Origin of the sequence: Pseudomonas sp. DWP3-1-3b3 (genome assembly GCF_049896305.1) — a bacterium.
In the GTDB taxonomy this organism is placed as follows: domain Bacteria; phylum Pseudomonadota; class Gammaproteobacteria; order Pseudomonadales; family Pseudomonadaceae; genus Aquipseudomonas; species Aquipseudomonas azotoformans_A.
In genome coordinates, this window is record NZ_JAFCUA010000005.1 from 146,403 (window position 1) to 170,566 (window position 24,164).

At 62.3% G+C, this 24,164-nt stretch carries 23 protein-coding genes and 1 pseudogene; 15 read left to right on the forward strand and 9 right to left on the reverse strand.

Annotated elements, in window-relative coordinates; all coding sequences use genetic code 11:
- Positions 1-97 precede the first annotated feature (97 nt).
- The 7 genes from ACP7BX_RS17000 to ACP7BX_RS17030 all read left to right on the forward strand — a co-directional run bounded on the left by ACP7BX_RS17000 (position 98) and on the right by ACP7BX_RS17030 (position 7,329).
- Positions 98-1,081, forward strand: a complete 984-nt coding sequence (locus tag ACP7BX_RS17000) for an aldo/keto reductase (protein WP_426129105.1) — start codon at positions 98-100, stop codon at positions 1,079-1,081.
- A 60-nt stretch (positions 1,082-1,141) separates the two neighbouring features.
- The gene (locus ACP7BX_RS17005; protein ID WP_177075091.1) at positions 1,142-1,891 is read left to right on the forward strand and encodes a CDP-diacylglycerol diphosphatase; all 750 of its coding nucleotides are present in this window, start codon (positions 1,142-1,144) and stop codon (positions 1,889-1,891) included.
- Positions 1,892-2,049: 158 nt separating this feature from the next.
- Positions 2,050-4,044 carry an aminotransferase class I/II-fold pyridoxal phosphate-dependent enzyme gene (locus ACP7BX_RS17010; protein WP_426129102.1) on the forward strand — a complete coding sequence of 665 codons (1,995 nt, stop codon included), beginning with the start codon at positions 2,050-2,052 and terminating at the stop codon, positions 4,042-4,044.
- A 25-nt stretch (positions 4,045-4,069) separates the two neighbouring features.
- Positions 4,070-4,924: a transporter substrate-binding domain-containing protein gene (locus ACP7BX_RS17015; RefSeq protein ID WP_025999693.1), complete on the forward strand. Its 855-nt coding sequence runs from the start codon at positions 4,070-4,072 to the stop codon at positions 4,922-4,924.
- Entirely contained in the window at positions 4,924-5,628 is a 705-nt protein-coding gene (locus ACP7BX_RS17020) for an ABC transporter permease (RefSeq protein ID WP_426129100.1), read from the forward strand. Before ACP7BX_RS17015 ends, ACP7BX_RS17020 begins: the two co-directional genes overlap by 1 nt.
- Positions 5,629-5,635: 7 nt before the next feature.
- Entirely contained in the window at positions 5,636-6,334 is a 699-nt protein-coding gene (locus tag ACP7BX_RS17025) for an ABC transporter permease (RefSeq protein WP_177114152.1), read from the forward strand.
- The gene (locus tag ACP7BX_RS17030; RefSeq protein WP_426129098.1) at positions 6,331-7,329 is read left to right on the forward strand and encodes a DMT family transporter; all 999 of its coding nucleotides are present in this window, start codon (positions 6,331-6,333) and stop codon (positions 7,327-7,329) included. Before ACP7BX_RS17025 ends, ACP7BX_RS17030 begins: the two co-directional genes overlap by 4 nt.
- On the opposite strand, the pseudogene ACP7BX_RS17035 reads toward ACP7BX_RS17030, so the two are convergent.
- Positions 7,285-7,824 (reverse strand): annotated as a pseudogene (locus ACP7BX_RS17035) (TetR/AcrR family transcriptional regulator); the annotation flags it as partial. The gene ACP7BX_RS17030 and the pseudogene ACP7BX_RS17035 overlap by 45 nt on opposite strands.
- A 90-nt stretch (positions 7,825-7,914) precedes the next feature.
- Here ACP7BX_RS17035 and ACP7BX_RS17040 point away from each other — a divergent pair.
- Positions 7,915-8,913: a succinylglutamate desuccinylase gene (locus tag ACP7BX_RS17040; protein ID WP_426129096.1), complete on the forward strand. Its 999-nt coding sequence runs from the start codon at positions 7,915-7,917 to the stop codon at positions 8,911-8,913.
- On the opposite strand, the gene ACP7BX_RS17045 is transcribed toward ACP7BX_RS17040, so the two are convergent.
- Positions 8,875-9,732 carry a cupin domain-containing protein gene (locus ACP7BX_RS17045; RefSeq protein WP_426129094.1) on the reverse strand — a complete coding sequence of 286 codons (858 nt, stop codon included), beginning with the start codon at positions 9,730-9,732 and terminating at the stop codon, positions 8,875-8,877. The two genes, ACP7BX_RS17040 and ACP7BX_RS17045, sit on opposite strands and share 39 nt — an antisense overlap.
- A gap of 144 nt (positions 9,733-9,876) precedes the next feature.
- Between ACP7BX_RS17045 and ACP7BX_RS17050 the strand changes: the two genes are divergently transcribed.
- Complete coding sequence (locus tag ACP7BX_RS17050; protein ID WP_426129092.1) at positions 9,877-10,677, forward strand: alpha/beta fold hydrolase; 801 nt, start codon at positions 9,877-9,879, stop codon at positions 10,675-10,677.
- A 32-nt stretch (positions 10,678-10,709) separates the two neighbouring features.
- On the opposite strand, the gene ACP7BX_RS17055 is transcribed toward ACP7BX_RS17050, so the two are convergent.
- Positions 10,710-11,498, reverse strand: coding sequence for an aldolase (locus ACP7BX_RS17055; RefSeq protein WP_314526758.1), 789 nt, complete (start codon positions 11,496-11,498; stop codon positions 10,710-10,712).
- Positions 11,499-11,501: 3 nt separating this feature from the next.
- Positions 11,502-12,206, reverse strand: coding sequence for a haloacid dehalogenase type II (locus ACP7BX_RS17060; protein ID WP_426129090.1), 705 nt, complete (start codon positions 12,204-12,206; stop codon positions 11,502-11,504).
- A 114-nt stretch (positions 12,207-12,320) separates the two neighbouring features.
- Here ACP7BX_RS17060 and ACP7BX_RS17065 point away from each other — a divergent pair, with 114 nt between their 5' ends.
- Complete coding sequence (locus tag ACP7BX_RS17065; protein WP_061436892.1) at positions 12,321-13,166, forward strand: LysR family transcriptional regulator; 846 nt, start codon at positions 12,321-12,323, stop codon at positions 13,164-13,166.
- Here the strand turns inward: ACP7BX_RS17065 and ACP7BX_RS17070 are convergent.
- From ACP7BX_RS17070 to ACP7BX_RS17080, 3 genes are read right to left on the reverse strand one after another with little or no spacing between them, the layout of a single operon-like run.
- Complete coding sequence (locus ACP7BX_RS17070; protein WP_426129087.1) at positions 13,152-14,348, reverse strand: EAL domain-containing response regulator; 1,197 nt, start codon at positions 14,346-14,348, stop codon at positions 13,152-13,154. The two genes, ACP7BX_RS17065 and ACP7BX_RS17070, sit on opposite strands and share 15 nt — an antisense overlap.
- A gap of 10 nt (positions 14,349-14,358) precedes the next feature.
- The gene (locus ACP7BX_RS17075) at positions 14,359-14,742 is read right to left on the reverse strand and encodes a response regulator (protein ID WP_016975699.1); all 384 of its coding nucleotides are present in this window, start codon (positions 14,740-14,742) and stop codon (positions 14,359-14,361) included.
- Positions 14,727-16,067: a sensor histidine kinase gene (locus tag ACP7BX_RS17080; protein ID WP_426129084.1), complete on the reverse strand. Its 1,341-nt coding sequence runs from the start codon at positions 16,065-16,067 to the stop codon at positions 14,727-14,729. Before ACP7BX_RS17080 ends, ACP7BX_RS17075 begins: the two co-directional genes overlap by 16 nt.
- 281 nt (positions 16,068-16,348) lie before the next feature.
- Between ACP7BX_RS17080 and ACP7BX_RS17085 the strand changes: the two genes are divergently transcribed.
- The 5 genes from ACP7BX_RS17085 to xylB are packed head-to-tail and all read left to right on the forward strand — an operon-like array spanning position 16,349 to position 22,304.
- Complete coding sequence (locus tag ACP7BX_RS17085; RefSeq protein WP_426129082.1) at positions 16,349-17,881, forward strand: sugar ABC transporter ATP-binding protein; 1,533 nt, start codon at positions 16,349-16,351, stop codon at positions 17,879-17,881.
- Entirely contained in the window at positions 17,874-18,851 is a 978-nt protein-coding gene (locus tag ACP7BX_RS17090) for an ABC transporter permease subunit (RefSeq protein ID WP_016975702.1), read from the forward strand. The genes ACP7BX_RS17085 and ACP7BX_RS17090 overlap by 8 nt, the downstream gene beginning before the upstream one ends.
- 29 nt (positions 18,852-18,880) lie before the next feature.
- Positions 18,881-19,813 carry an ABC transporter substrate-binding protein gene (locus tag ACP7BX_RS17095; protein WP_426129080.1) on the forward strand — a complete coding sequence of 311 codons (933 nt, stop codon included), beginning with the start codon at positions 18,881-18,883 and terminating at the stop codon, positions 19,811-19,813.
- Between the two features lie 22 nt (positions 19,814-19,835).
- Positions 19,836-20,837: a LacI family DNA-binding transcriptional regulator gene (locus ACP7BX_RS17100; protein ID WP_426129078.1), complete on the forward strand. Its 1,002-nt coding sequence runs from the start codon at positions 19,836-19,838 to the stop codon at positions 20,835-20,837.
- A gap of 6 nt (positions 20,838-20,843) precedes the next feature.
- Positions 20,844-22,304 carry a xylulokinase gene (gene xylB / locus ACP7BX_RS17105; RefSeq protein ID WP_426129076.1) on the forward strand — a complete coding sequence of 487 codons (1,461 nt, stop codon included), beginning with the start codon at positions 20,844-20,846 and terminating at the stop codon, positions 22,302-22,304.
- Between the two features lie 236 nt (positions 22,305-22,540).
- On the opposite strand, the gene ACP7BX_RS17110 is transcribed toward xylB, so the two are convergent.
- Together ACP7BX_RS17110 and ACP7BX_RS17115 are read right to left on the reverse strand one after the other, a co-directional pair.
- Complete coding sequence (locus ACP7BX_RS17110) at positions 22,541-22,999, reverse strand: REP-associated tyrosine transposase (RefSeq protein ID WP_178952735.1); 459 nt, start codon at positions 22,997-22,999, stop codon at positions 22,541-22,543.
- A 312-nt stretch (positions 23,000-23,311) separates the two neighbouring features.
- A complete protein-coding gene (locus tag ACP7BX_RS17115) occupies positions 23,312-24,163 on the reverse strand; it encodes an NmrA family NAD(P)-binding protein (protein WP_426129074.1) in 852 nt (283 codons plus the stop codon).
- Position 24,164 lies beyond the last annotated feature (1 nt).

A 24,164-nucleotide genomic window follows, 5' to 3' on the forward strand; every position in this document is an offset into this window, starting at 1 on the left:
GGGAATTCGGCTGCATGCGGCGTTGAGCCCGATTCAACCGTAGATGACTTAGAGTAATTGTTTTTCTAAGCATTATTGCGCGCCACGGGATTTTTTTATGCACGTTGAGACCATCAGAATTGCCGGCATCGACCAAGCGGTCTCGCGGATTGCCCTCGGCACCTGGTCCATGGGCGGGCACCTCTGGGGCGGGGCGGATAATGAACAAGCCATCCGCACGCTGCGCCATGCCCTGGCCATCGGTATCAACTTGATCGACACCGCGCCCGTGTACGGCTTTGGCCTGTCCGAAGAGCTGATCGGCAAGGCCCTGCGTGGCGTGCGCCACAGCGCGGTGATCGCGACCAAGGCCGGGCTGCAATGGGACACCGGCACTCCCCGGCGCAACGCCACGGCCCAGCGCATCCGCAAGGAAGTCGAAGACTCCCTGGTACGCCTGCAAACCGACTACATCGACCTGTACCAGATCCACTGGCCCGACCCGCTGGTGGCCCAGGAAGAAACCGCCGATGAACTGGAACGCCTGCGCCGTGAAGGCAAGATCCTCGCGGTCGGCGTGAGTAACTATTCCTCTGCGCAAATGGACGATTTCAGCCAGTACACCTCACTGGCCACGGTGCAGCCGCCCTATAACCTGTTCGAACGGGCCATCGACAGCGACATCCTGCCCTACGCCAAGCAGCATTCGCTGGTGGTGTTGGCCTACGGCCCGCTGTGCCGAGGTTTACTGAGCGGCAGCATGCACTCGGCCACGCGGTTTGTTGGCGATGACGTGCGCAAGCTCGACCCCAAGTTCAAGGCGCCGCGTTTCGAACAATACCTGGCCGCCGTGGCCGCGCTGGATATGTATGCCCGCGAGTGCCACGGCAAATCGGTGCTGGCCCTGGCCCTGCGCTGGGTGCTTGATCAAGGCCCGACCATCGCCCTGTGGGGCGCCAGGCGCCCGGAGCAGTTGAAAGGCTACGAGGAAGCCTTCGGCTGGCACCTGACGCCCGAAGACCTGACGCATATCGACCGTATCCTGGCCAGCACGATAAAAGATCCGATCGGCCCGGAATTTTTGGCGCCGCCCAAGCGTTAACCCTGCGACAGGGATGTCGCCAGCAACACACACAACATCCCTGTACGTCGAGGTTTTTGCATGAAGCGCGGTTCCGTAGTCACGATCGCTGGTGGTTTGCTCTGTGGGTTGGTGCTCGTGGGGGCCTGGAAGTGGCGGGGTAACCCGGATGCCTTGTGGCAGACTGTCAGCCAGCAATGTGTGCCCCACCAGCAACAGCAGCTCAAGCCCGACCCCTGCCTGGCGGTGGACCTGGACCGCGGCTACGTCCTGTACAAAGACCGCAACGGCCCGCTGCACAACCTGCTGATGCCGGCAGACAAGGTCACCGGTATTGAAGACCCGGCCCTTGGCCGCGAGCTGCTGCCGCATTACTTCACACAGGCCTGGCAACATCGGCGGGTGTTGTCCGAGGGCTTGAAAAAACCGATTGCCGATCAGTTCGTTTCGGTGGCGATCAACTCTCGCTACGGTCGCTCCCAGAACCAGTTGCACGTGCATATCGCCTGCCTGCGCCCGGACGTCTATAGCACGCTCAACCAGCAAGTGCTGGATGAGCAGTGGCGCACACTGCCGGTGCAGTTGATGGGGCACACCTACAGCGCCCGGCTGCTGTCGGCGGCCGATGCCGAGCTGCGCGACCCACTGGCAGTGTTGCGTGATTATGTGGACGCCCAAGGCGACTCGATGAGCCAGTACAGCCTGCTGATGGCACCGCGTGCCGATGGCAATTTCGTGCTGCTGAGCACCCATGTCACGTTGAGCGAGCTGAACCTCGGCTCGGCCGGCGAACTGCAGGACTATCGCTGCGACCTGATGAGCCAGTTGTAAACCGACAAAAATCACCACAACGACCTCTTTGGAGCATAAACGACACGGCCGCAAACTTACCCATTGAACGACTGTTCAGTTTGAACTATGTTGACCGCATCCACCCGTTTGTCACGTAACGGGTTCGCGCTGTTTCTTCTTGAACGAGAGGCTCTGGCATGCGGTTTTCCCCCTTCGTCGAACGAATTGCAGGGCAGGGCGTAGCCGCCTGGGACATCCACCACGCCGCATTCCAGGCGGCCAGCCAGGGCGAAGACATCATCATCCTCAGCGTTGGCGATCCGGATTTCGCCACGCCGTCCTTCATCACCGACGCCGCCGTGAGCGCCTTGCGCGAAGGTGACACCCACTACACCGAAATTCCCGGTCGCCCGGCATTGCGCGAGGCCATTGCGGCACGCTACAGCCAGACCCTAGGCCGTCGGCTGAACGCCGAAAACGTGATCACCGTCGCGGGTGCACAGAACGCCTTGTTTGTGACCTCCCTGTGTCTGTTGCAAGCGGGTGATGAAGTGCTGGTGCTCGACCCGATGTACGTCACCTACGAGGCCACGCTCAAGGCCAGCGGTGCGACACTGGTGCGTGTGCCCTGTTCGCCGGAATCCGGCTTTCGCCTCGATGCCCAATTGCTCGAAGCAGCCATCACACCGCGTACGCGGGCGATTTTCTTCTCCAACCCGAACAACCCGACCGGCGTGGTGCTCAACCCCCACGAGCTGCAAGCCATTGCCGACCTGGCCATCGCCCACGACCTGTGGGTGGTGGTGGATGAGGTCTATGAAAGCCTGGTGTTCGACGGTGAGTACCACAGCCTTGCGGCGTTGCCGGGCATGGCCGAGCGCTGCGTAGTGATTGGCAGCCTGTCCAAGTCCCATGCCATGACCGGCTGGCGCATTGGCTGGATCATCGCCACGCCGCAGATGGTCGCCCACGCCGAGACCCTGGTGCTCAGCATGCTCTACGGGCTGCCGGGCTTTGTGATGGAAGCCGCCACCGCCGCCGTACTGGCCCATGACGAGGTGACCCAGGGCATGCGCGAGATCTATCGGCGCCGACGCGACCTAGTGGTGAGAGGGCTGAGTGCGTGCCCTGGCATCCAGGTGCAGGCACCGCAAGCCGGGATGTTTGTGCTGGTGGATGTGCGCGGCACCGGCCTGGGCTCCCTCGATTTTGCCTGGCGCCTGTTTCGAGAAGCCGGGGTTTCGGTGCTCGACGCCGCCGCCTTTGGCGAGCCGGCCCAGGGCTTCGTGCGCTTGTCGTTCACGCTGGGTGAAGAGCGCCTGAGCGAAGCCTGCCAACGCATCGTGCAATTTGTCGCCAAGCTGGCCGGTGAGCCGCGTGTTGCGGCGGCGCCCAGGATCGAAGGGGTGCCGCCGGCCGCAGTCAAAAAGATGATCGAGGTCATCGACCTGCATAAGCGCTTCGGCAATATCGAAGTGCTCAAGGGTATTTCCCTCACGGCCCACGAAGGCGAGGTGATCTCGCTGATCGGCGCCAGCGGCTCGGGCAAAAGCACCTTGCTGCGCTGCATCAACATGCTCGAAGTGCCGGACCAGGGCAGCATCCATGTAGACGGCGAAAGTATCAAGCTCAACTACGGTCGGCCCGGCGCGCCTCTGGTCGCAGATGCCAAACAGCTGGTACGCATTCGCTCCACCCTGGGCATGGTGTTCCAGAACTTCAACCTGTGGCCACACCGCACGGTCCTGGAAAACCTTATCGAAGCCCCCACCCAGGTCCTGCGCGAAAGCCGTGCCGAGGCCATCGAACGCGCCGAAGCCTTGCTCGACCGCGTCGGCCTGGCCGCCAAGCGCAACGAATACCCGGCGTTCCTCTCCGGCGGCCAACAGCAACGGGTGGCGATTGCCCGCGCGTTGGCCATGCGTCCCAAAGTCATGCTGTTCGACGAACCCACCTCGGCCCTCGACCCGGAGTTGGTGGGCGAAGTGCTGCGGGTGATCCGCTCCCTGGCCGAGGAAGGTCGCACCATGATCCTGGTCACCCATGAAATGGCCTTCGCCCGGGATGTGTCGTCGAAAGTGGCGTTTCTGCACCAAGGCATGATCGAAGAAACCGGCTCGCCGGATGCGGTGTTTATCGACCCACGCAGTGAACGTTGCCGACAGTTCGTCAACGCGCATCAAACTCGCTAACTCCATAAAAAGACGGGGCAAAATCATGAAATCCAAGCGTATGGCAACGTGGTTGAGCAGTGCTGTGTTGATGTTGGCTGCAGGTTTCACCCAGGCGGCGGAAAAGCCCATCGTGTTTGCGGTCGCCGCGGAACCCTATCCGCCCTTCACCGTTAAAGGCGGCAACGGCCAGTGGTCCGGCTTTGAAGTGGACTTGATCCACAAACTCTGCGAAGGCATGAAAGCCGAGTGCCAGATCAAGGAAGTGGCGTGGGACGGCATTATTCCTTCGTTGCTGGCGAAGAAAATCGACGTGATTTTCTCGTCGATGTCGGTGACCGATGAGCGTGAAAAACAGATCGCTTTCAGCCGCGCCTACTACGATTCCCTGTTGGGCGTTGCCGGGCCCAAAGGCAGCGAAGTCGAGATCTCCCCGGCGGGCCTCAAGGGCAAGTTGATCGGCGTGCAGATCTCCACGGTCAGCGCCAACTACCTGAAGAAGTATTACGAAAACATCGCGGACCTGAAGTACTACGACACCCAGGAATCGGCCAACGCCGACCTGATCGCCGGGCGTATCGACTACATGATGGCCGACGACACCGCCATCGCCATGATGGTCAAGACCCCGGAAGCCAGCGGCCTGGCGCATATCGCCAGCGTGCCCTACGACCCGATCATCGGCCGAGGCGTCGGCGCCGGCCTGCGCAAGGAAGACACAGCACTCAAGGCGCGGCTGGATAAGGCCATCGGCGAATTGCTGGTGAGCAAGGACTACGACGACCTGTCGCAGCACTATTTCGGGCTGTCGGTCAGCCCGTGCAAGCGCGGCGACACCCCGGCGTTTGTCAGCAAGACCTGTGACAGCCCTTATCAACAAGTCGCCCAGAAGACCGAATAATGCTCGACCTCTTAAGCTTCGGCGAACAAGGGTGGGGCAATGCGTTGCTCAAAGGGTTATGGATGACCCTGCAGATCTCCGCCGGCTCGTTTGCGGTGGGTTTGTTGATCGGCCTGGTGGTGGCCTGCGCCAAGCTCAGTGCGCCACGCCCGATTGCGCTGCTGATGCGCGGCTACACCACGGTGTTTCGTGCGGTGCCGGAACTGCTGCTGATCCTGCTGCTGTATTACGCCGGCTCCATGGGCCTCAACGCGTTGATGCTGGGGTTGGGCTTCGAGCAGATGAACATCAGCGGCCCGCTGGTGGCGATCCTGGTGTTGGGCCTGGTGCAGGGCGCCTACGCGTCGGAGATCTTCCGCGCGGCGATCCTGGCGATTCCCCACGGCCAGATCGAAGCCGCACGGGCGTTTGGCTTGAGCGGGTTTGGCCTGTTCCGCCGGGTGACCTTGCCGATCATGGCGCCGTTCGCCCTGGCCGGCATGTCCAACCTATGGATCAACCTGATCAAGGACAGCGCCTTGATCAGCGTGGTCGGCACCAACGAGTTGCTGTACACCGCCAAGCAGGCCGCAGGCTCGACCCGCCAGTACCTGCTGTTTTACCTCACGGCCGCCGCCTTGTATTACCTGGTGACGCTGGCTTCCAACTACCTGTCCGGGCGCCTGGAGCGACGAATCCGTCGCTGGATGCCGGTTGTCGAGTGAGCGGGCCATGCCTGAATGGATAAGTTATTACGCCGGCCTGATCGCCAAAGGCTTGCAGACCACCTTGTCGCTGCTGCTGATCTCGGCGGTGTTGGGTTTTGCCCTCGCGGTGCTGGTGGCGCTGGCGCGTTTGTCGCGGCGCAAATGGCTGGCCCGTGGCGCACTGGCCTACACCAGTGTGTTGCGCGGCACGCCGCTGCTGATCCAGATCTACATTTTCTACTACGGGCTGGGCAGCCTGTTTGCCCAGTTCCCGATGATTCGCGGCAGTTTTCTGTGGCCGTACCTGCGTGACGGTTACTGGTACATCGTGTTTGCGCTGGTGTTGTCGGTGGGTGCCTACGTCGGCGAAGTGATTCGCGGTGGCCTGCTGGCGGTGCCCAAGGGCGAAATGGAAGCCGCCTCGGCATTTGGCATGACACCCCGCCAGGCCTTGTTGCGCGTGCGTTTGCCACGGGCGATGCGCCTGTTGTTGCCGACCTTGGCCGGGGAGACCGTGATGTTGCTCAAATCCACCGCTCTGGCCTCGACCATTGCCGTGGTCGACCTGTTGGGCGCGGCCAACGTGGTCCGCGCGCAGACCTTGCAGATCTACCAGCCGCTGCTGCTGGTGGCGGCGGTCTACCTGTGCCTGACCTTTCTCATCGAAGGTGTCTACGCCATCGCCGAACGGCGCGGTACGCCGCTGCGCAGGTCGGCCGGATGAAACAGGACCGCTCGTTGCAAGGGATTGCCCTGTGTTCGCTGGCGTATTTGTTCCTGGCGTTGCAGGACGCGGTGGTCAAGTGGCTGGTGGCCGATTACTCGGTGTTCACCATTCTGTTCTGGCGCAGCCTGGTGGTGGTGGTCGCATGTTTGATCGCCGGGCGCATGGGCCTGGTGCGCAGTGCCTGGACGTCGGTCAGCCGGCGCTTGCTGATCATTCGCGGCTTGTTGTCGTTGCTCGCATGGTTGCTGTACTACACGGCGGCCAAAGACCTGAGCCTGGCGGAAATGACCACGCTGTATTTCTCTGCGCCGATCATGGTCACGCTGCTGGCTGCGCTGATCCTCAAGGAGCGCGCCAGCCGGGGCCAATGGATCGCGTTGATCATCGGCTTTGTCGGGGTGGTCATCGCCTGCCGTCCTACGCATATGCTCGACCCGTGGCCCATCGCTCTGACGTTGGGCGCGGCGTTGTGCTGGGCGTTTACCTATATCCAGTTGCGCCAGGTCGACCCGAGCAGTTCGGTGCTGGAGCAAATGCTCATCACCAACGTCGTGTTTGTGCTGTGCATGGGCGTGACCTTGCCCTGGACTCACACACCGGCGCCCACGCCAGCCTGGCTGGGCATGTTGGCGGCCGGCTTGGTCGGCGGCATCGGGCAATTCCTGCTGTTTGCCAGCTTTCGCCGCGCCACCGCGACATTACTCGCGCCATTCGAATACACCGGGCTGATCTGGGCGTTCCTCCTGTCGAGCCTGGTGTGGGGCACATTGATGGATGGCTCGCTGATCATCGGCGCGGTGTTGATCGCCATCAGCGGCACCCTGGCCATGCTAAGCGCACGGCATCCGGTGTCACAGGACGTGGTCGGCGCCGAATGCACCGTGACGCAACCCCTGTACCCAGCAGCGGCAGATGTGCAGCCCGTTGGCGGGGCTGAAGGTGCCGGGGTTGAGGCACCCCTCGAGCCAGAGTCCGTCGAGCATCGCCGATAAGCCGATGGCGGCCAGGTGGCTGTCGTGGATCAGCAGGTTTTCACTGCGGGCCAGATCGTCCAGCAGTTGTTGGATCAATGCCAGGTAGGCGTGGTAGCTGTTTTCGTGGGACTGGTTCACGTGGGGCGAATGGCGGATCAGGCTCCAGAACACCACCCACACGCCCAGCAGGTCGGGGTCCATGACCCGGGGCGAGAACGAGGCGCTGAGGAATGCATCCAGGCGCGCAGCAGGGCCTTCGGCCTGTTCCACGTGCGCCCAGAGGGCACTGGTCAGCTCGTTGGCCAGCTTGTGGTAGGTCTCGGCAATCAGCGCGTCGATGCTGCCGAAATGGTGGTTGAGCAACCCCACCGACACCCCGGCCTCGGAAGCGATACGGCGCACGGAAATCCCCGCATGCCCATCGCGGGCCAGGCAGGTGAGGGTGGCAGCAATCAGCAGGTCCCGGCGTTCGTCGGGGTCGGCGCGGCGCAGTTTGGGAAGCTCGGGAGTCATGGGCGGGCCTTGGGTGAAACAGCACAGCGCTCAGGTTAGTTGAACATGTGTTCAATCTCTACCGATTAATTGATCAGAGGAGGGCAAGGCATGGCGAAAGACCTTTCGTGGCAGGTGACGGGCGATTCCGGCAATGCGCTGCATATCGGGGCCTGGCGTTTCGAAGGCGACGGCAGCGGGCCGAAGGTACACCTGCAGGCCGGTGTACACGCCGACGAAATCGCCGGGATGCTGGTGCTGCATAAGCTGCTGCCGCGCTTGCAGGCGTGCGCCGAGCAGGGCCGGCTCAAAGGCACGGTCACGGTGGTGCCCCAAGCCAATCCCTTTGGTATCGGCCAGTTTCGCCAGGGCCGCTTGCTCGGGCGCTTTCACGAAGCCACCGGGCAGAACTTCAACCGTGCCTTCGATTGTTCGCTGGCCATGGCGCGCCCGGCGAGCAACCTGGCGCAATGGCAGAAACGCCTGGTGCAACTGGCCGCCGATGCCGACTTGATTCTGGACCTGCACACCGACGACGAGGCGCTGCCTTATCTCTACATCCACCGCAGCTTCTGGCCCGAACAAGGCCTGGCACTGGCGGCGGCGTTGCAGGTGGACCTGGTGATTGTCTGGGATGAAGGCGGTGATGGCTCCTTTGAAGAAACCCTCATCAACCACGCTTCGCCGCAATTGGCGGCCACCCTTGAGCTGCGCGGGCAAGCGGATGTCAGCGATGCCTTGGCGCAGCAGGACGCGGATGGGCTGTGGGCCTGGCTGTGCATCAACGGTGTGATCGACGAGGTGGCCGACATTGCTGAATGGCAAGGCGACGTGGTCGACATGGGGTGCATGGAAACCGTCCTGGCCCCTTGCGCCGGCGTACTGGTGTTCGAAAAGGGCCTGGGCGACGACCTGGAAGAAGGCCAGCGTTTCGCACGCATTATCGGCCGCCCCGGTGACCCGACCTCCGAAGTGACCCTGCACGCCACCCAGGCCGGACGCATGATCACGGGGCATCGCGAACGCCTGGTGGCGCAAGGTTCGGTGGTCGCCAAGGTCACCGGTACACGCTTATCCGACAGCTACAGCGGCGGCGTGCTGGACCCGTAGCGGCGCCTGCAGCTGTAGCCACTCGCGCGGGCTGGTGCCGATCTTGCGCCGGAACGCACGGGCCAGCGCCGAGGGGCTCTCGTAACCGACTTCATCGGCGATCAGGGCGATGGGGCGACCTTCACGCAGGCGTTTCTGCGCCAGGCTCACGCGCCAGCTCAGCACATAGTCGGCTGGCGTCTGGCCGACCACCTTATGGAAGTGCGCGGCGAAACTGGCACGGGACATGTTCGACTCAACCGCCATTTCCTGCACGGTCCACGGGCGTTCGGGGTTGTTGTGCAGCAGGGTCATGGCCCGCGCCAGGCGCAGGTCGGCCAGGCCCGACATCATGCCGGTGGTCATGCTGTGATAGGCCATCATGTGGCGCAGGAACTGAATCACCATCAGCTCGAACAGCCGGTTCATCACCGCCTCGCGTCCGCAGTGTTCAGCGAAGGCTTCATCGAACAGCCAGTCCAGTGTGCCGGCGATCATCGGGATCTGCTTGAGCGGCATCACGATGGTGTCGGTCAGCGCCACGGACAACGGGTTATCGATCCCCCCATCAAAACGCAGCGAAGCCGCCACCACCTGGGCGCCATCGGCTTTGGCCGCCACCAGCCGATGGGGCAGGGGACGCGGCACCAGCACCAAACTGGGCTCGGGAATGCGCAGGGTGCCGTCGGGCATTTCCAGGCTGGCCTGGCCGTCCTTGACCAGGTAGACCCGGCCGCGCTGCTGCAGATCGCGGGTGTCGAGGGCGCCGTGCAGCGGCCCGCTGTGAAAGGTATCGGCACAGATGCCGAAGTGCACCAGCAGTATGGACAAACGATCCATGACTCACCTGATTTCAATTAATGATCTTTTTAGACGATCTGCGCCATATCGTCGACTATTAGCCTCCATTTGTAAAACACGCTTCGGCATCATGGCCTCACGTTCAACGCCTTGAGCGCCCACCCCCCAACGGAGCAAACGTTCATGAAAACCTTCAAGATCTCCCGCGTCGCCGCCGCCCTGATCACCGGCGCACTCGCCCTCGGTGTCGCCACTGCCAGTGTTGCCGCCCCACAGAAAGCCACCGTCGTGCTGGTGCACGGCGCGTTCGCCGACGCCTCCAGCTGGAACGGCGTGATCGCCGGGCTCAAGGCTGAAGGCTACCCGGTGGTCGCCGTGGCCAACCCGCTGCGCAGCGTCAAGACCGACTCGGACTACGTGGCCGATATCGTCGAACACACCCAAGGCCCGGTGATCCTGGTCGGCCATTCCTACGGTGGCTCGGTGATCTCCAACGCCGTGCATGGCAGCAGCAAGGTCAAGGCGCTGGTCTACGTCGCCGCATTCGCCCCGGAAAAAGGCGAGACCGCGTTTGAGCTGTCCGGCCGCTACCCTGGCGGCACCCTCGGCCCGACCCTGGACAAACCCGTGATTTCCAAGGACGGAGTGACCGACCTGTACATCCAGCAAGACAAGTTCAACAGCCAGTTCGCCGCCGACGTGGCGCCCAAGGACGCCCAGTTGATGGCAGCCGGGCAACGCCCGATCACCGAAGCTGCGCTGAAGGAACCCTCGGGTGACCCGGCCTGGAAAACCGTGCCGTCCTACTTCATATACGGTTCAGCGGACAAAAATATTCCGGAGGCCGCGCTTAAATTCATGGCTGACCGTGCGGGCTCCAAGGAAACCGTGGACGTGAAGGGGGCTTCGCACGTGGTGATGGTGTCGAACCCGGCGCGGGTGGTGGCGATCATCAATGATGCGGCCAAGGCCAACGCGCAGTAACCAAAAGAGTGGGGGCCCAGGCCCCCATTTTGTTATTGATCGAACGGTGAACCGCGCTGCTTCAACCGCCGCATCGCACTGTCCAGATGCGCCCGCGCACTGGCCGGGTCGCCTTCACGCATCTGCTCATAGGCCAATTGCGCCACCGCCGGGTCAATCGGCTTGAGCGGCTGCCCGCTGGCCATGGCTTTCAACTGCACCTCGGCCGCCCGCTCCAGGTAGTACAGATCATCCCAGGCTTCGGCGATGTTCGGCGCAGCCACCATCACTCCATGATTCTTCAGGAACAGAATGTCGGCATCGCCCAACGCTGCAGCGATACGCTGACCTTCACCGTTATCCAACGCCAGGCCGTTGTAATCCTCATCCACCGCCGTGCGCCCATAGAACTTCAACGCCGTCTGCCCCAGCCACAGCAAGGGCGGGCCTTGCAGCAGGCACAGTGCCGTCGCATTCGGCATATGCGTATGGAACGCCGCCTTGATGCGCGGCTGCTGTTGATGCAGCTGGGCGTGGATGTAGAACGCCGTGGCTTCCGGCGTGCCGTCGCCGTCGATCACGTTGCCGTGGAAATCACACACCAGCAGACGGGAGGCAGTGATTTCCTCGAAGGCGTAGCCGAACGGATTGACGAAAAACACATCGTCATGCCCCGGCACCGTCGCTGAAAAGTGATTGCAGATGCCTTCTTCCATGCCATGCAGCGCCGCCAATTGCAGGCAAGCCGCGAGTTCTACGCGGGCGTCGATGGCGGCCAGGCTATCGAGGTTCAAGCGCCCGGCGCGCGGGCCAAGGGAGGAGGGCGTGAAGGTATGGGCCATGGTTCACCATCCTAAGGACTTGAACAGTTCGGGAACGCCGTCGAGGGTTGGCAGGATCGCGTCGGGTGTGTAGTCGGCCAGCAATTGGCGGCCGGTGCCACGGTCGATCCATACGCAGCGAAAACCGATATCGCGCGCGGCGGCATGGTCCAGGTGCGGGCTGGCACAGATGTGCACCACCTCATCCAGGCTCACCCCCAGTTGTTCATGGGCATAGTCGAACAGGCGGCGGTTGGGCTTGTAGGCACCGGCTTGCTGGGCGGTGATCACCCGGTCGATGTAGCCACCCAGTTGCGCCACATTGCCGGCGATCACGTCATCGTCGGTGTTGGAAACGATGCACAGTTTGTAGCCCAGGGCCTTCAACTGTTTGAGCGTATCCACCACTTCGGGAAACGGTGGCATGGCGCTGATGCTGTCAGTGAGCGTCGCACCATCGTGGTCATTGGCAGGCAAGCCCAGCTCCTTGAGCGCGAGTTGCAGGCTCAGCCCGGCCAGGGTGCGAAAGCTGCGGTGCGGTGGGGTTTGCTCCAGGGCGTGTTCGTGGTGGTCGTAGACGCTGAGCAGCGTTTCGCGGTCGACCTGGTGTTCGCCTTTCTCATCCAGGATCCGGTCGATGGCGGCACGCAGGCCTTCATCCCATTGGATCAGGGTGCCGTAGCAATCAAAGGTCAGCCACAACGGGCGAGGGGAGTGTTCGAGTGGCATGGAGCACCTGTGAAAAGAGTGGGTGGTCGATGCAGCATAGGAAACCTCGCCCTTAGTAGGAAATTAAATTAACCTCTACATCACAGTTGAATTGTCGATAAGAAGGTTGCCGCCATGTTTGATCTGGAACTCTTGCACACACTGGTCTGCGTGGTCGACGAAGGCAGCTTCACCCGTGCCGCCGAGCGCGTGCACCGCACCCAGTCCACGGTCAGCCAGCAGATTCGCAAGCTGGAAGAAAGCGTCGGCCAGGTGTTGCTGGTGCGCGACCGTTCGGGCCAGCAAGTCAGTGCCACCGAACACGGCGAACTGCTGACCCATTACGCGCGCCGCCTGTTGAACCTGTCCCGCGAAGCCCGCGATGCCTTGGACACTGAGGCCAGCGTAGTGCCGGTGCGCCTGGGCGTGCCCGAGGATTTCGACGCGACGCGCATGGCGTCGATGCTTTCGGGTTTCGTACGTGCCCGCCCCGAGGCGCGGCTGGAGACGGTCAGCGGCATGAGCACCGACCTGCGCCGGCAATTGGAAAGCGGCGAAATCGACATCGCCCTGGTCAAGCGCGAAGCCGGCAGCGGCGAGTGCCACGCCAGCTGGCCTGAGCCCTTGGTGTGGGTATGTGGCCAGGGCCAGGATATGCAACTCGACACCTTGCCCCTGGCGCTGTTTCCCCAAGGCTGCATCTACCGCCAGCGCGCCATTCGCACCTTGGACAAGGCCCGGCGCAGTTGGCGCGTGGCGTTTGGCAGCCACAGCCTTACCGGCATCCAGGCGGCGGTCACGTCAGGGTTGGGCATCAGCATCCTGCCGAAAAGTGCCGTACTGCCCAGCCACCGCATCTGCACCGAGCTTCCTCCTGTGCCGCCGTCGGAACTGGCGTTGGTCAGCGGCGCCGAGCGCCTGAGCGCGACTCACCGTGGATTGATCGAGTGCCTGCGCGAGGAGATTTCACGGAGTCTCTGAACGCTCCAGCAGCAGCCGCTCCAGGGTGGCCACAGGCAATGGCCGGCTGAACAGGTAGCCTTGGATCTGATCGCAGCCGGCGTCCTTCAGGAACGCTAATTGGGCCTGGGTTTCTACGCCTTCAGCGACCACCCGCAGGTTGAGGCTGTGGGCCAGCTCAATGATGGTACGGGTGATTGCGGCGTCCTGGGGGTTGCTGGTGACTTCGCGGATAAACGCGATGTCAATCTTCAACGTGTCGATGGGAAAACGCCGCAGGTACGCCAGGCTTGAATAGCCGGTGCCAAAGTCGTCGATGGAGATTTTCACGCCCATGGCATGCAAGCGTTGCAGGCTGGCGATGGTGTGCTGGGTGTTTTCCATCAACGAGCCTTCGGTCAGCTCCACTTCCAGCCAGTGCGGCTCGACGCCGGTTTGCGCGAGGATACGTGCGATATCGGCAATCAGGTCGCCTTCTATGAGTTGGTGGCCGGAAACGTTGACCGACACCTCCACGGCGCCAATGGCACTACGTTGCCAGGCGGCGATCTGTTGGCAAACGGCTTCGATCACCCAGCGTCCCACCGCTACGATCAGGCCAAGGCTCTCCAATACCGGTACGAATACCGCGGGGGACACCGCGCCATGCCCCGGCCGGTCCCAGCGCAGCAGGGCCTCAAGCGCGCAAAGCTGGCCCGTCGCAAGCTCGACTTTAGGCTGGTAGTGCACGATGAATTCATTGCGTTCCACGGCCTGGCGCAAGGCACTTTCCAGGTCCCGACGGTCGACGTCGGGTTCCAGGGCTTGGCGTAGGTTATCCGCCCGCTCGCCGTGCGCGGTGAGCCGCAGCAGGTTGCGCACACGCAAGGACAGTTCGATACGCTCGATCGGTTTGCTGATGAACTCTTCGGCACCGCTTTCCAGGCCACTGACGCGCGCACCAGGATCACTGAGGGCCGACAGCATGATGATGGGAATACCCGCCGTGACGTCGTCACTTTTCAATTGGCTGGCCACCTCATACCCATCCATCCCCGGCATCATGATGTCCAGCAGGATCAGGTCGGGCGCCTGTTGCGCCACCACCTGCAGCGCCTCTTCGCCGCTGCTCGCGCTGACGGTCTGGTAGCCTTCGTGGTGCAACAGCGTTTCCAGGAGCTTGCGCACCTGAGGTTCATCATCAACGATCAGCAGCGTGGCCATGGGTGCATTCTCATCTGAGAGGGTCGTTGTGGGTTTGCAGCAGCGTATCAATCACCTGATACAGCTCCTTGTAGCGCAGGGGTTTGATCACATAGGCGTCGCAGCCGGCCAGCCGGGTCTTTTCACGGTCTTCCTTCATCGCCATGGCGGTCAGGGCGATCACCGGAATGTGCGCCGTCAGCGGGTCCTGCTTGAGCAGAGCCGTGGCGGCCAGGCCGTCCATGCCGGGCAGTTGGATATCCATCAGGATCAAGGCCGGTTGCTGTTCGCGGGCCTGGGTCAGGCCGGTCTCGGCATCGGGCGCCCACACGGTTGTATGGCCGGCGTTCACCAGCAGCAGGCGCGCCAGGCGCATATTGGCTTCATTGTCTTCAACGATCAGGACGTGGGCCATGGAGCCTCCGCTGCGCGGTGCAGTGGCAACCACGCCACAAACCGCGCGCCACAGCCTTCGCGACTGGCCACCGCGACACTGCCGCCGTGCAAGTCGGCCAGTTGCTTGACCATCGCCAACCCCAGGCCCGTGCCTTCGAATTTGCGCGCCAGGCTGCTGTCGATCTGGCTGAAGGCCTTGAACAGCTTGCCCATGTCATCTTCGGCAATGCCGATACCGGTGTCGCTGACGCTCAACTCCAGGAATTGCTGCTGAGGGCTCGTGGGCAAGGCAAAGCGATACACCGGCCAATCGCCGGGAATCTGCCCGACCTGTTCGCGAGCCACCTGGCGTACTGTCAGCGTCACCGAGCTGCCGTGTTCGCTGAACTTCACCGCGTTGGCCAGCAGGTTGTAGACGATCTGCTTGGTCTTGCGCAGGTCCAGTTCCAGGTGGCCGAGGTCGTCGGGGCATTCCAGTTTCAATTGGATACGTTGCAGCGCGGCCTTTTCCCGCACGATCAGCAAGCTATTGGCCAAAAGGCCCGCCAGCTCGACGCTTTCCAGCTCCAGTTCCATCATCCCGGCCTCGACCTTGGACAGATCGAGAATGTCGTTGATCAACGACAGCAAGTGCTGGCCGCTGGTGAAGATGTCCCCGATGTACTCGCGCTGGGTCTCACTCATGTCACCGACGAGTCCATCCTTGAGCGCCTCGGAAAAGCCAATCACCGCATTCAACGGCGTGCGCAGTTCGTGGGACATGGTGGCGAGGAACTCGGACTTCATGTGGCTGGCGTGCTCCAGCTCCAGGTTCTTTTCTTCCAGGGCGCGCTCGAAGCCTTTGCGCTCGGCTTCTTCCTGCTTGCGCGCGGTGTTGTCGGTGCCGATCAGCAGGTAGCCGATGATGGTGTCATGCCGGTTGCGCAGGGCGGTTACTGAAACCATGGCCGACAGGCGACTGCCGTCCTGGCGGATGTAGGTCAGCTCGTAGATGTCTTCGATGCCGCGTGAGGCCTTGAACACCAGGGCTTCGAAACCCGGCGTGATCGGTGTGTCCAACTCAAGGCTCAAGGCAGCGGCACGGGTGATCAGCTCGACAGGGTCGGAAATATCGGCGGGGGTGATGCGGTTGACCACGTCGTCGGCGGCATAACCGAGCATGCGTTCGGCACCGACGTTGAAGATCTGGATCACGCCTTTTTCATCGGTGGCGATGCTGGAGAAGTAGGCGCTGTTGAAGATGGCGTCTTGCAGCGCGCCGGTCTTGAGCAGGGTTTTCTGCCGTTTGAACTCGACGATTTTTTCGGCGCGCGATTGCGGCTGTTCGGGTAACGGTGTGTCCATCGCTTGGGCGTTCCGTGACGTTCAGGCCCGCCACCGTCAACCGACAATGGCGCAGAGCATGCTCACAGAAGATCGCTTGGGGGCGATGAGGAGGAGATGCGGTCCTTGGACAATAGCAGACAAACGGTAAAACCGATGCTTTGTGTGCCTATTCAATAAATTGGCTTGATGAAACGTTTCTTCACGCAGAAAAACCGGTAGGCAAGCGCTTGCGTAAAGAAATGTTTCTACATTAGAGTCGGCCCACTGACGACAAAAATAATAAAACCAGGAGCTCATTCATGAGCCTTGAACCCTTGCTTGAAATGCAGGGCATCAGCAAAACCTTCAACGGTTTGCGCGTGCTCAAGAATGTCGGCCTGAAGGTCTACCCCGGCGAAATCCACGCGTTGATGGGGGAGAATGGCGCCGGCAAGTCCACGCTGATGAAAATCCTCTCCGGCGCCTATCAAGCCGACCCCGGCGGTGAAATCCGCATTGCCGGTGAACCCATTACCTGTTTCGACCCCGCCACAGCTAAAACCCTCGGCATTGCCGTTATCTATCAAGAATTGAGCCTGTGCCCCAACCTGAGCGTGGCCGAGAACATCTACCTGGGCCGCGAACTGCGGCGTGGCTGGACCATCGACCGCAAGGGCATGGAGGCGGGGTGCATCGAGGTGCTGCAACGCCTCGGCGCCGAGTTCACACCCGCCACACGGGTCAGCAGCCTGTCGATTGCCGAGCGCCAGTTGGTGGAGATCGCCCGCGCCCTGCATGCCCACGCCAAGCTTCTGGTGATGGACGAGCCGACCACGCCATTGTCATCCCGCGAGACCGACCGGTTGTTCGCGTTGATCAAGCAACTGCGCAGCCAGGGCCTGGCGATCATCTACATCAGCCACCGCATGGCCGAGATCTACGAGCTGTCTGACCGCGTTTCGGTGCTGCGCGACGGCCAATACATCGGTGAACTGACCCGCGACGCGCTGTCGGCCGAAGTGCTGGTGAAAATGATGGTGGGCCGCGACCTGTCAGGTTTCTACAAAAAGGAACACGCCGCCTACAACCCTGGCAACGTGGTGATGCGCGTGCGCGACATGGCCGACGGCAAGCGCGTGCGCCATTGCAGCTTCGACCTGCATGCCGGTGAAGTGCTGGGCATTGCCGGGCTGGTCGGGGCAGGGCGCACCGAGCTGGCGCGGCTGATCTTTGCCGCCGACCCACGCACCTCGGGCACCTTGGAAGTGGTCGGCAAGACCGTCACCCCACTGCGCACGCCGGCGGACGCGATCCGCGCAGGCGTGGTCTACCTCACCGAAGACCGCAAGGCCCAGGGCCTGTTCCTCGACATGAGCGTGGCGGACAACATCAACGTCTGCGCCTGCGTGCCGGATGCCCATGCCGGTGGCGTGCTGGATCGCGGGCATGCCTTGCAGCGCTCGAATGACGCGATCAAGTCGCTGTCGATTCGCGTGGCGTCAGGCAAGGTCAATGTCGGCGCGCTGTCCGGTGGCAATCAGCAGAAGGTGTTGCTGGCGCGACTGCTGGAGGTGAAGCCTCACGTGCTGATCCTCGACGAACCTACGCGTGGTGTCGACATCGGCTCCAAATCCGAGATCTACCGCATCATCAATCAATTGGCCCAGGCCGGTGTCGGCATCGTGGTGATCTCCAGCGAGCTGCCGGAAATCATCGGCACCTGCGACCGCGTGCTGATCATGCGCGAAGGCCAGCTCGTCGCTGAAGTCGGCGGCGCCTCCGGCCAGGCTATTTCCCAGGAACGCATTATTGACCTCGCCACCGGTGGCGATCAGGTGGTTGCCCATGGCTGAGTTGAATATCGCGACAATCGGTAAAGCGGAACGCGCACGCGAGTTGATGCGCACGGTGGGCATGTTGCCGGTGCTGATCCTGCTGCTGGTGGGGTTTGCCCTGGCGAGCGAAAACTTCCTGACGGTGCAGAACCTGTCGATCATCACCCAGCAGGCGTCGGTGAATGTGGTGCTGGCAGCGGGCATGACCTTTGTGATCCTCACCGCCGGTATCGACTTGTCGGTGGGCGCGATCCTGGCGGCATCGGCCGTGGTGGCGTTGCAGGCGTCGATGTCGCCGCAGTTCGGCATGTTCGGGATTGCTGCCGGTATCGGCTTTGGCCTGCTGCTGGGGTTGGTCAATGGTGGATTGATCGCGTTTATGCGCCTGCCGCCGTTTATCGTCACCCTCGGCGCGCTGACGGCCATGCGCGGTCTGGCGCGGCTATTGGCGGACGATAAGACCGTGTTCAACCCGGACCTGCCGTTTGCCTTTATCGGTAATGACTCGGTCCTCGGCGTGCCGTGGTTGGTGATCATTGCCGTGGCCGTGGTGGCGCTGTCGTGGTTCATCCTGCGCCGCACGGTGATGGGCGTGCAGATCTACTCGGTGGGCGGCAACCCGGAAGCGGCGCGCTTGTCGGGGATCAAGGTGTGGAAAGTGCTGCTGTTCGTCTACGCCATGTCCGGTGCGCTGGCCGGGTTGGGCGCGGTGATGAGCGCTTCGCGGTTGTTTGCCGCCAATGGCCTGCAACTGGGGCAATCCTATGAGCTGGATGCAATTGCGGCGGTGATCCTCGGTGGCACCAGTTTTACCGGCGGCGTCGGCACCATCGGCGGCACGTTGATCGGTGCGCTGATCATCGCCGTGCTCACCAACGGCCTGGTGCTGCTGGGTGTGTCGGATATCTGGCAATACATCATCAAGGGCATCGTGATCATTGGCGCGGTGGCGCTGGATCGTTATCGCCAGTCCGGTGCGCGGACCTGATTCCTACAACAATCACAAGAGAGAACCGCATGAACCTTAAACGTATCTTTCCCGTCGTTGCCTTGGCTGCCCTGATGTCCCAAGCCGTCGAAGCCCGTGAGTTGAAGGCCCTCGGTATCAGCATGGGCTCGCTGGGCAACCCGTATTTCGTGACGCTGGCCGATGGCGCCACGGCGCGGGCCAAGGAGCTGAACCCCAACGTCAAGGTGACCTCGGTGTCGGCTGACTACGACTTGAGCAAGCAGTTTTCACAGATCGACAATTTCATTTCATCCAAGGTCGACCTGATCCTGATCAACGCCGTCGACCCCTCTGCCATGGCCTCGGCCATCAAGAAGGCCCGCGACGCCGGCATTGTTGTCGTCGCCGTGGATGTGGACGCCAAGGGCGTCAACGCCACCGTGCAGACCGACAACGTCGAAGCCGGCAAGCTGGCCTGCCAGTACCTGGTGGACAAACTCTCCGGCAAAGGCAATGTGATCATCCAGAATGGCCCGCAAGTCACCGCCGTGACTGACCGCGTCAAAGGCTGCAAGGCCGCGCTGGCCGCTGCGCCGGATATCAAGGTGCTGTCCGACGACCAGGACGGCAAAGGCTCCCGCGAAGGTGGCTTGAATGTGATGCAGGGTTACCTCACACGCTTCCCGAAAATCGACGGCCTGTTCGCGATCAACGACCCGCAAGCCATCGGCAGCGACCTGGCGGCCAAGCAGCTCAAGCGCAGCGGCATCATCATCACCTCGGTGGACGGCGCACCGGATATCGAGAATGCCTTGAAGACCGAGACGCAGATCCAGGCGTCGTCCAGCCAGGACCCGTGGGCCATGGCGCAGACCGCCGTCAATGTGGGCAATGACATTCTCAATGACAAAGCCCCGGCCGAAGCGGTTACCCTGCTCACGCCCAAACTGATCACCCGTGACAACGTCGCGACGTACAGCGGTTGGTCGAGCAAACATTGATCCACTGAGAAGGAACAGCGTCGTGGTCACCATGGATGACGTGGCAAGCAGGGCGGGGGTGTCGACGTCGACGGTGTCCCACGTGTTGAACGGCACCCGCAAGGTCAGCCCGGCCACCGTACTGGCGGTGCAGCAGGCGATCCAGGCGTTGGGCTACATTCCCAACACCCTGGCGCGCTCGTTGGCCCGGTCGAGCACCAACACGATTGGCGTGGCGATCTCGGCGTTGTCCAACCACTATTTCAGCGAAACGGTGCACGCGATTGAAACCGCGTGCGCCCAGCACGGCTACATGATGCTGTTTGTCGACACCCATGATGATCCAGAGCAGGAACTGAAAGTGGTCATGGCGCTGCATCATCGGCGGGTCGATGGGATTGTGCTGGCGCCTTCGAACGGCTCAAAGGCCCTGGATTATCTGCGCACCAACGAAATTCCAGCGGTGCTGGTTGACCGCATGATGAGTGAAGACTTCGACCAGGTTGGGGTGGAGAATGCCAAGCCTACCCAGGTGCTGGTTGAACACCTTATCGCCCATGGTCATCGGCGGATCGGCTTTATCGCCGGTCGCGAGGGGTTCAGCACCACCGATGAGCGTGTCGCCGGTTACCGCGCCGCATTGCAGGGGGCGGGGCTGGTGTTTGATCCGGAGCTGCTGGTCAATGGCGGCTCCAACACTGAGCCGGCGCGCCAGGCCACGGTGCAGTTGCTGGGCTTGGCGGCACCGCCGACGGCGATCATGGCCGGCAACAACCTGATGACCCTGGGCGCCATGCAGGCCCTGCGTGACGCGCAGATCGACGTGCCGGCGCAGATGGCGCTGGTGGGTTTTGATGATTTCGACTGGGCGGATTTTTTCGTGCCGCGCCTGACCTTGATCGCGCAGCCCGTGCAGGCACTCGGTGTCCAGGCGGTGAACCTGTTGCTGCAACGCATGGCTTCGCCCCACGCGCCGACCCAGAGCCTGCGCCTGGCGCCGACCCTGCAATGGCGTCATTCATGTGGCTGTAATGGAGTGGAATGACCCCGTATGAGCAATCCCGTTTCCCTCGGCATCGACCTCGGCACCTCGGAACTCAAGGCCATCCTCATGGACCTCGACGGTACGGTGCTGGCCCATGCCGGCGTGCGCTTGAGCGTGTCGCGGCGTCATAGCGGCTGGTCCGAGCAAGACCCGCAGGATTGGTGGCAGGCCTGTGTGCAAGCGCTGGCCCAGTTGCGCCCGCATGAGGCATTTGCGCGTGTGGCCTGTATTGGCCTGTCCGGGCAGATGCACGGCGCGGTGTTGTTGGGGGCGAATGATCGGGTGTTGTACCCGGCGATTCTGTGGGATGACTCCCGTGCGGTCGCCGAGGCCGAGCAGTTGGGCCCGGAATTCGCCGGCATCACCGGCAGCTTGCCGATGGCCGGGCTGACGGCGCCGAAATTGCTGTGGCTGCAACACCATGAACCTGAAGTGTTCAGGGCCATTGACTGTGTGCTGTCACCCAAGGACTACCTGCGGTTGCGCCTGAGTGGCGAGCGCATCAGTGAGATGTCGGATGCTGCCGGCACGTTATGGCTGGATGTGGCACGACGCGCGTGGTTCGCTCCCATGCTGCGCGCTACGGGACTTGCGCCGGAGCAAATGCCCCGGTTGATCGAAGGCGGTGCCGCGAGCGCTTGTTTGACGGCGATGGGCCTTGGGTTGTCGGCTGACGTCGTGATCGCTGGCGGCGGTGGCGACAACCCGGTGGCGGCTGTCGGAATCGGTGCGATCAATGCTGGCGACGGCTTCATCACCCTCGGCACCAGCGCAGCCATCGTCGCAATCACCGACCACGCCGCCGGCAACCCGGCCAGCGCCGTGCACAGTTTCTGCCATGCGCTGCCCAACCGTTGGTACACCATGGGCGCCATGCTCGCCGGGGCCAGTTGCCTACGCTGGGTCACACGGCTGACGGGCACTGCGGATGAACAGACGTTGCTCGACCAGGTGCAGGCGCAATTGCCAATCGAACAACCCGTGCCACTCAGCACGCCTTTGTTTCTGCCGTACCTTGCCGGAGAACGCACCCCCCACAACGACCCACTGCTGCGCGGCGGTTTCATGGGCCTGGGCCACGACTGCACACCCGCGATGCTGGGTTATGCCGTGATGGAAGGCGTGGGTTTCGGTTTGCTGGATGCGCTGCGCGCCTTGCAATCGGCCGGCGCCGACGTCGGGGCCTGCGCCTTGGTGGGCGGCGGGGCGCGCAGCGAGTATTGGGCGCAGTTGCTGGCCAACATCCTGCAGCGGGAGATTTTTACGTTGCATGGCAGTGAGTTGAGTGCCTGTATCGGGGCTGCGAAGCTGGGGTTTCTTTCGATCGGGCAGGGGGAGGGACTGTTGCAAGCGGGGATGGCGGTGAAGGCGCGATACTTGCCGGATGCCAAGCAGCAGGCGGTACTGGAAGTGCGATATCGCAAGTTCCAAGGCTTGCTTACTGCGGCAAAAGCACTGCATGGCTGACGGCTGCTCTCTCTGGCGAGCGGGCTTGTTGTGGCCAGCAGGCTTCCTGTGGCGAGCGGGCTTGCCCCGCGTTGGGCTGCGAAGCAGCCCCAAGTCCAGGCAATGCGGTATTGCCTGACACACTGCGGTGATCTTGAAAGGGGCCGCTTCGCGCCCCAACGCGGGGCAAGCCCGCTCGCCACAACAAGCCTGCTCACCACAACAAGCCCGCTCACCACAAGAGGTTTATGAACACCTCATAGCCAGGCTGCATCCCATAATGGGTAGTCGCCAATGTGCTCAACCAACCCTGCGCGTAATGGGTTGGCAATGATGTAACGAGCCATTTTCAACAGGTCCTCTTCTGCGCGGACAGCCCGGTCGTGGTAACCCCGCTGCCAAAACTTTTCCTGGCTGCGACGGGCTTTGTTAATGCTCAAGGTACTGCGTGACTTGGTCTGGCGCATCACATCAGGAAGCGTTGCGTTATTGAGGTCAAACAACCAGTGAAAGTGGTCTGGCATGACCACCCAGGCGAGGGAGTTCACCAGACCCGCATCATGGGCTCGCTTGAATTCAGCGACTAATAACCGCCCTAGCTTGAAATCGTTGAATAGGGGCTGGCGTCGATGCACTACAGCAGTGACCAGATAAGATCGGCCTGATTCTGAATAGCGACCACGACGTAAAAGATGAGAGTTGGGCTGGCGAGGCAATCCGTTGCTCCTTTGAATGGATAGGGATTTTTCACGCTAGCAGCGCAGATGACTCTGTCGCGTTGAGTTCAGTGTCTTTGTGTTACCCCAGTTCTGTGGCGAATGGGCTTCTTGTGGCAAACGGGCTTGTTGTGGCGAGCGGGCTTGCCCCGCGTTGGGGCGCGAAGCGGCCCCTCCCAAAGCCACCGCAGTGTGTCAGGCAAAACCGCATTGCCTGGACTTGGGACTGCTTCGCAGCCCAACGCAGGGCAAGCCTGCTCGCCACAGGAAACCTGCTCTCCACAACAAGCCCGCTCACCACAGAAAGTCTGTTTATTGGTTCATCAGCTCGCGCAATACGGTTTGTAACGGCGTCGTCCCCTTAAGCACCTGATCATGCTCAAAACAAATCCACCCTTCATTGAACCCATCCACCATGCGCATGCGCGGCAGTGGGTTCTGCGCACCTTGCGAGCGCAGCAGCGCTTCCCAGGTATGCCGCTCAACCACCTCGGCATGCACGTCGCGGCCCAGCAATTGCGCCAAGGTCCGGGCGATGTCGTTGGGGCTCACCCATTGGCCTTCCAGTTCCACCACACGCTGGCCGGCCCAGTCCTGCTGCAGCAACTGTGCCGCCACGCTGCCGATATCCGCCGTGGCGATCATCGGCACGGCTTTGTCCAGTGGTTGCAGGAAGCTGTGGATCACGCCGGTGTCGCGGGCTGAGATCACGTCGTACAGCGAGTTCTCCATGAACCACGCCGGGCGCAGGAAGGTAACGGGGATGTCGAGGGCGCTGAGGGCTTGCTCCATCAAGGTGCGCTGGGTCAGCAGGTTGACCTGCTCGGCCTGGGCGCCGATGGTCGACAGGCACAGCACTTTCGGCGGTGCGGCGGCCTGCAGGGCCTGGCTGACGGCGCTGATCACGGCGCGGGCTTCGGGGAAGCCGGGTTGCGGATCAAAGCCTGGCGGCGGCAGGATGAACACGCCGGTCGCGCCGGTGAATGCTGCCGTCAGCGCTTGAGCATCTTCCATTTCCGCAAGCACGACGTCGCAGCCCAGGTCAGCCCAGTAGACCGCTTTGCCTGCATCGCGCACCACCGCGCGCACCGGTTGGCCCGCCTTGATCAAATTGTGCGCCAGGGCGCCGCCGACTTTGCCTGTGATTCCCGTAATGACGTACATG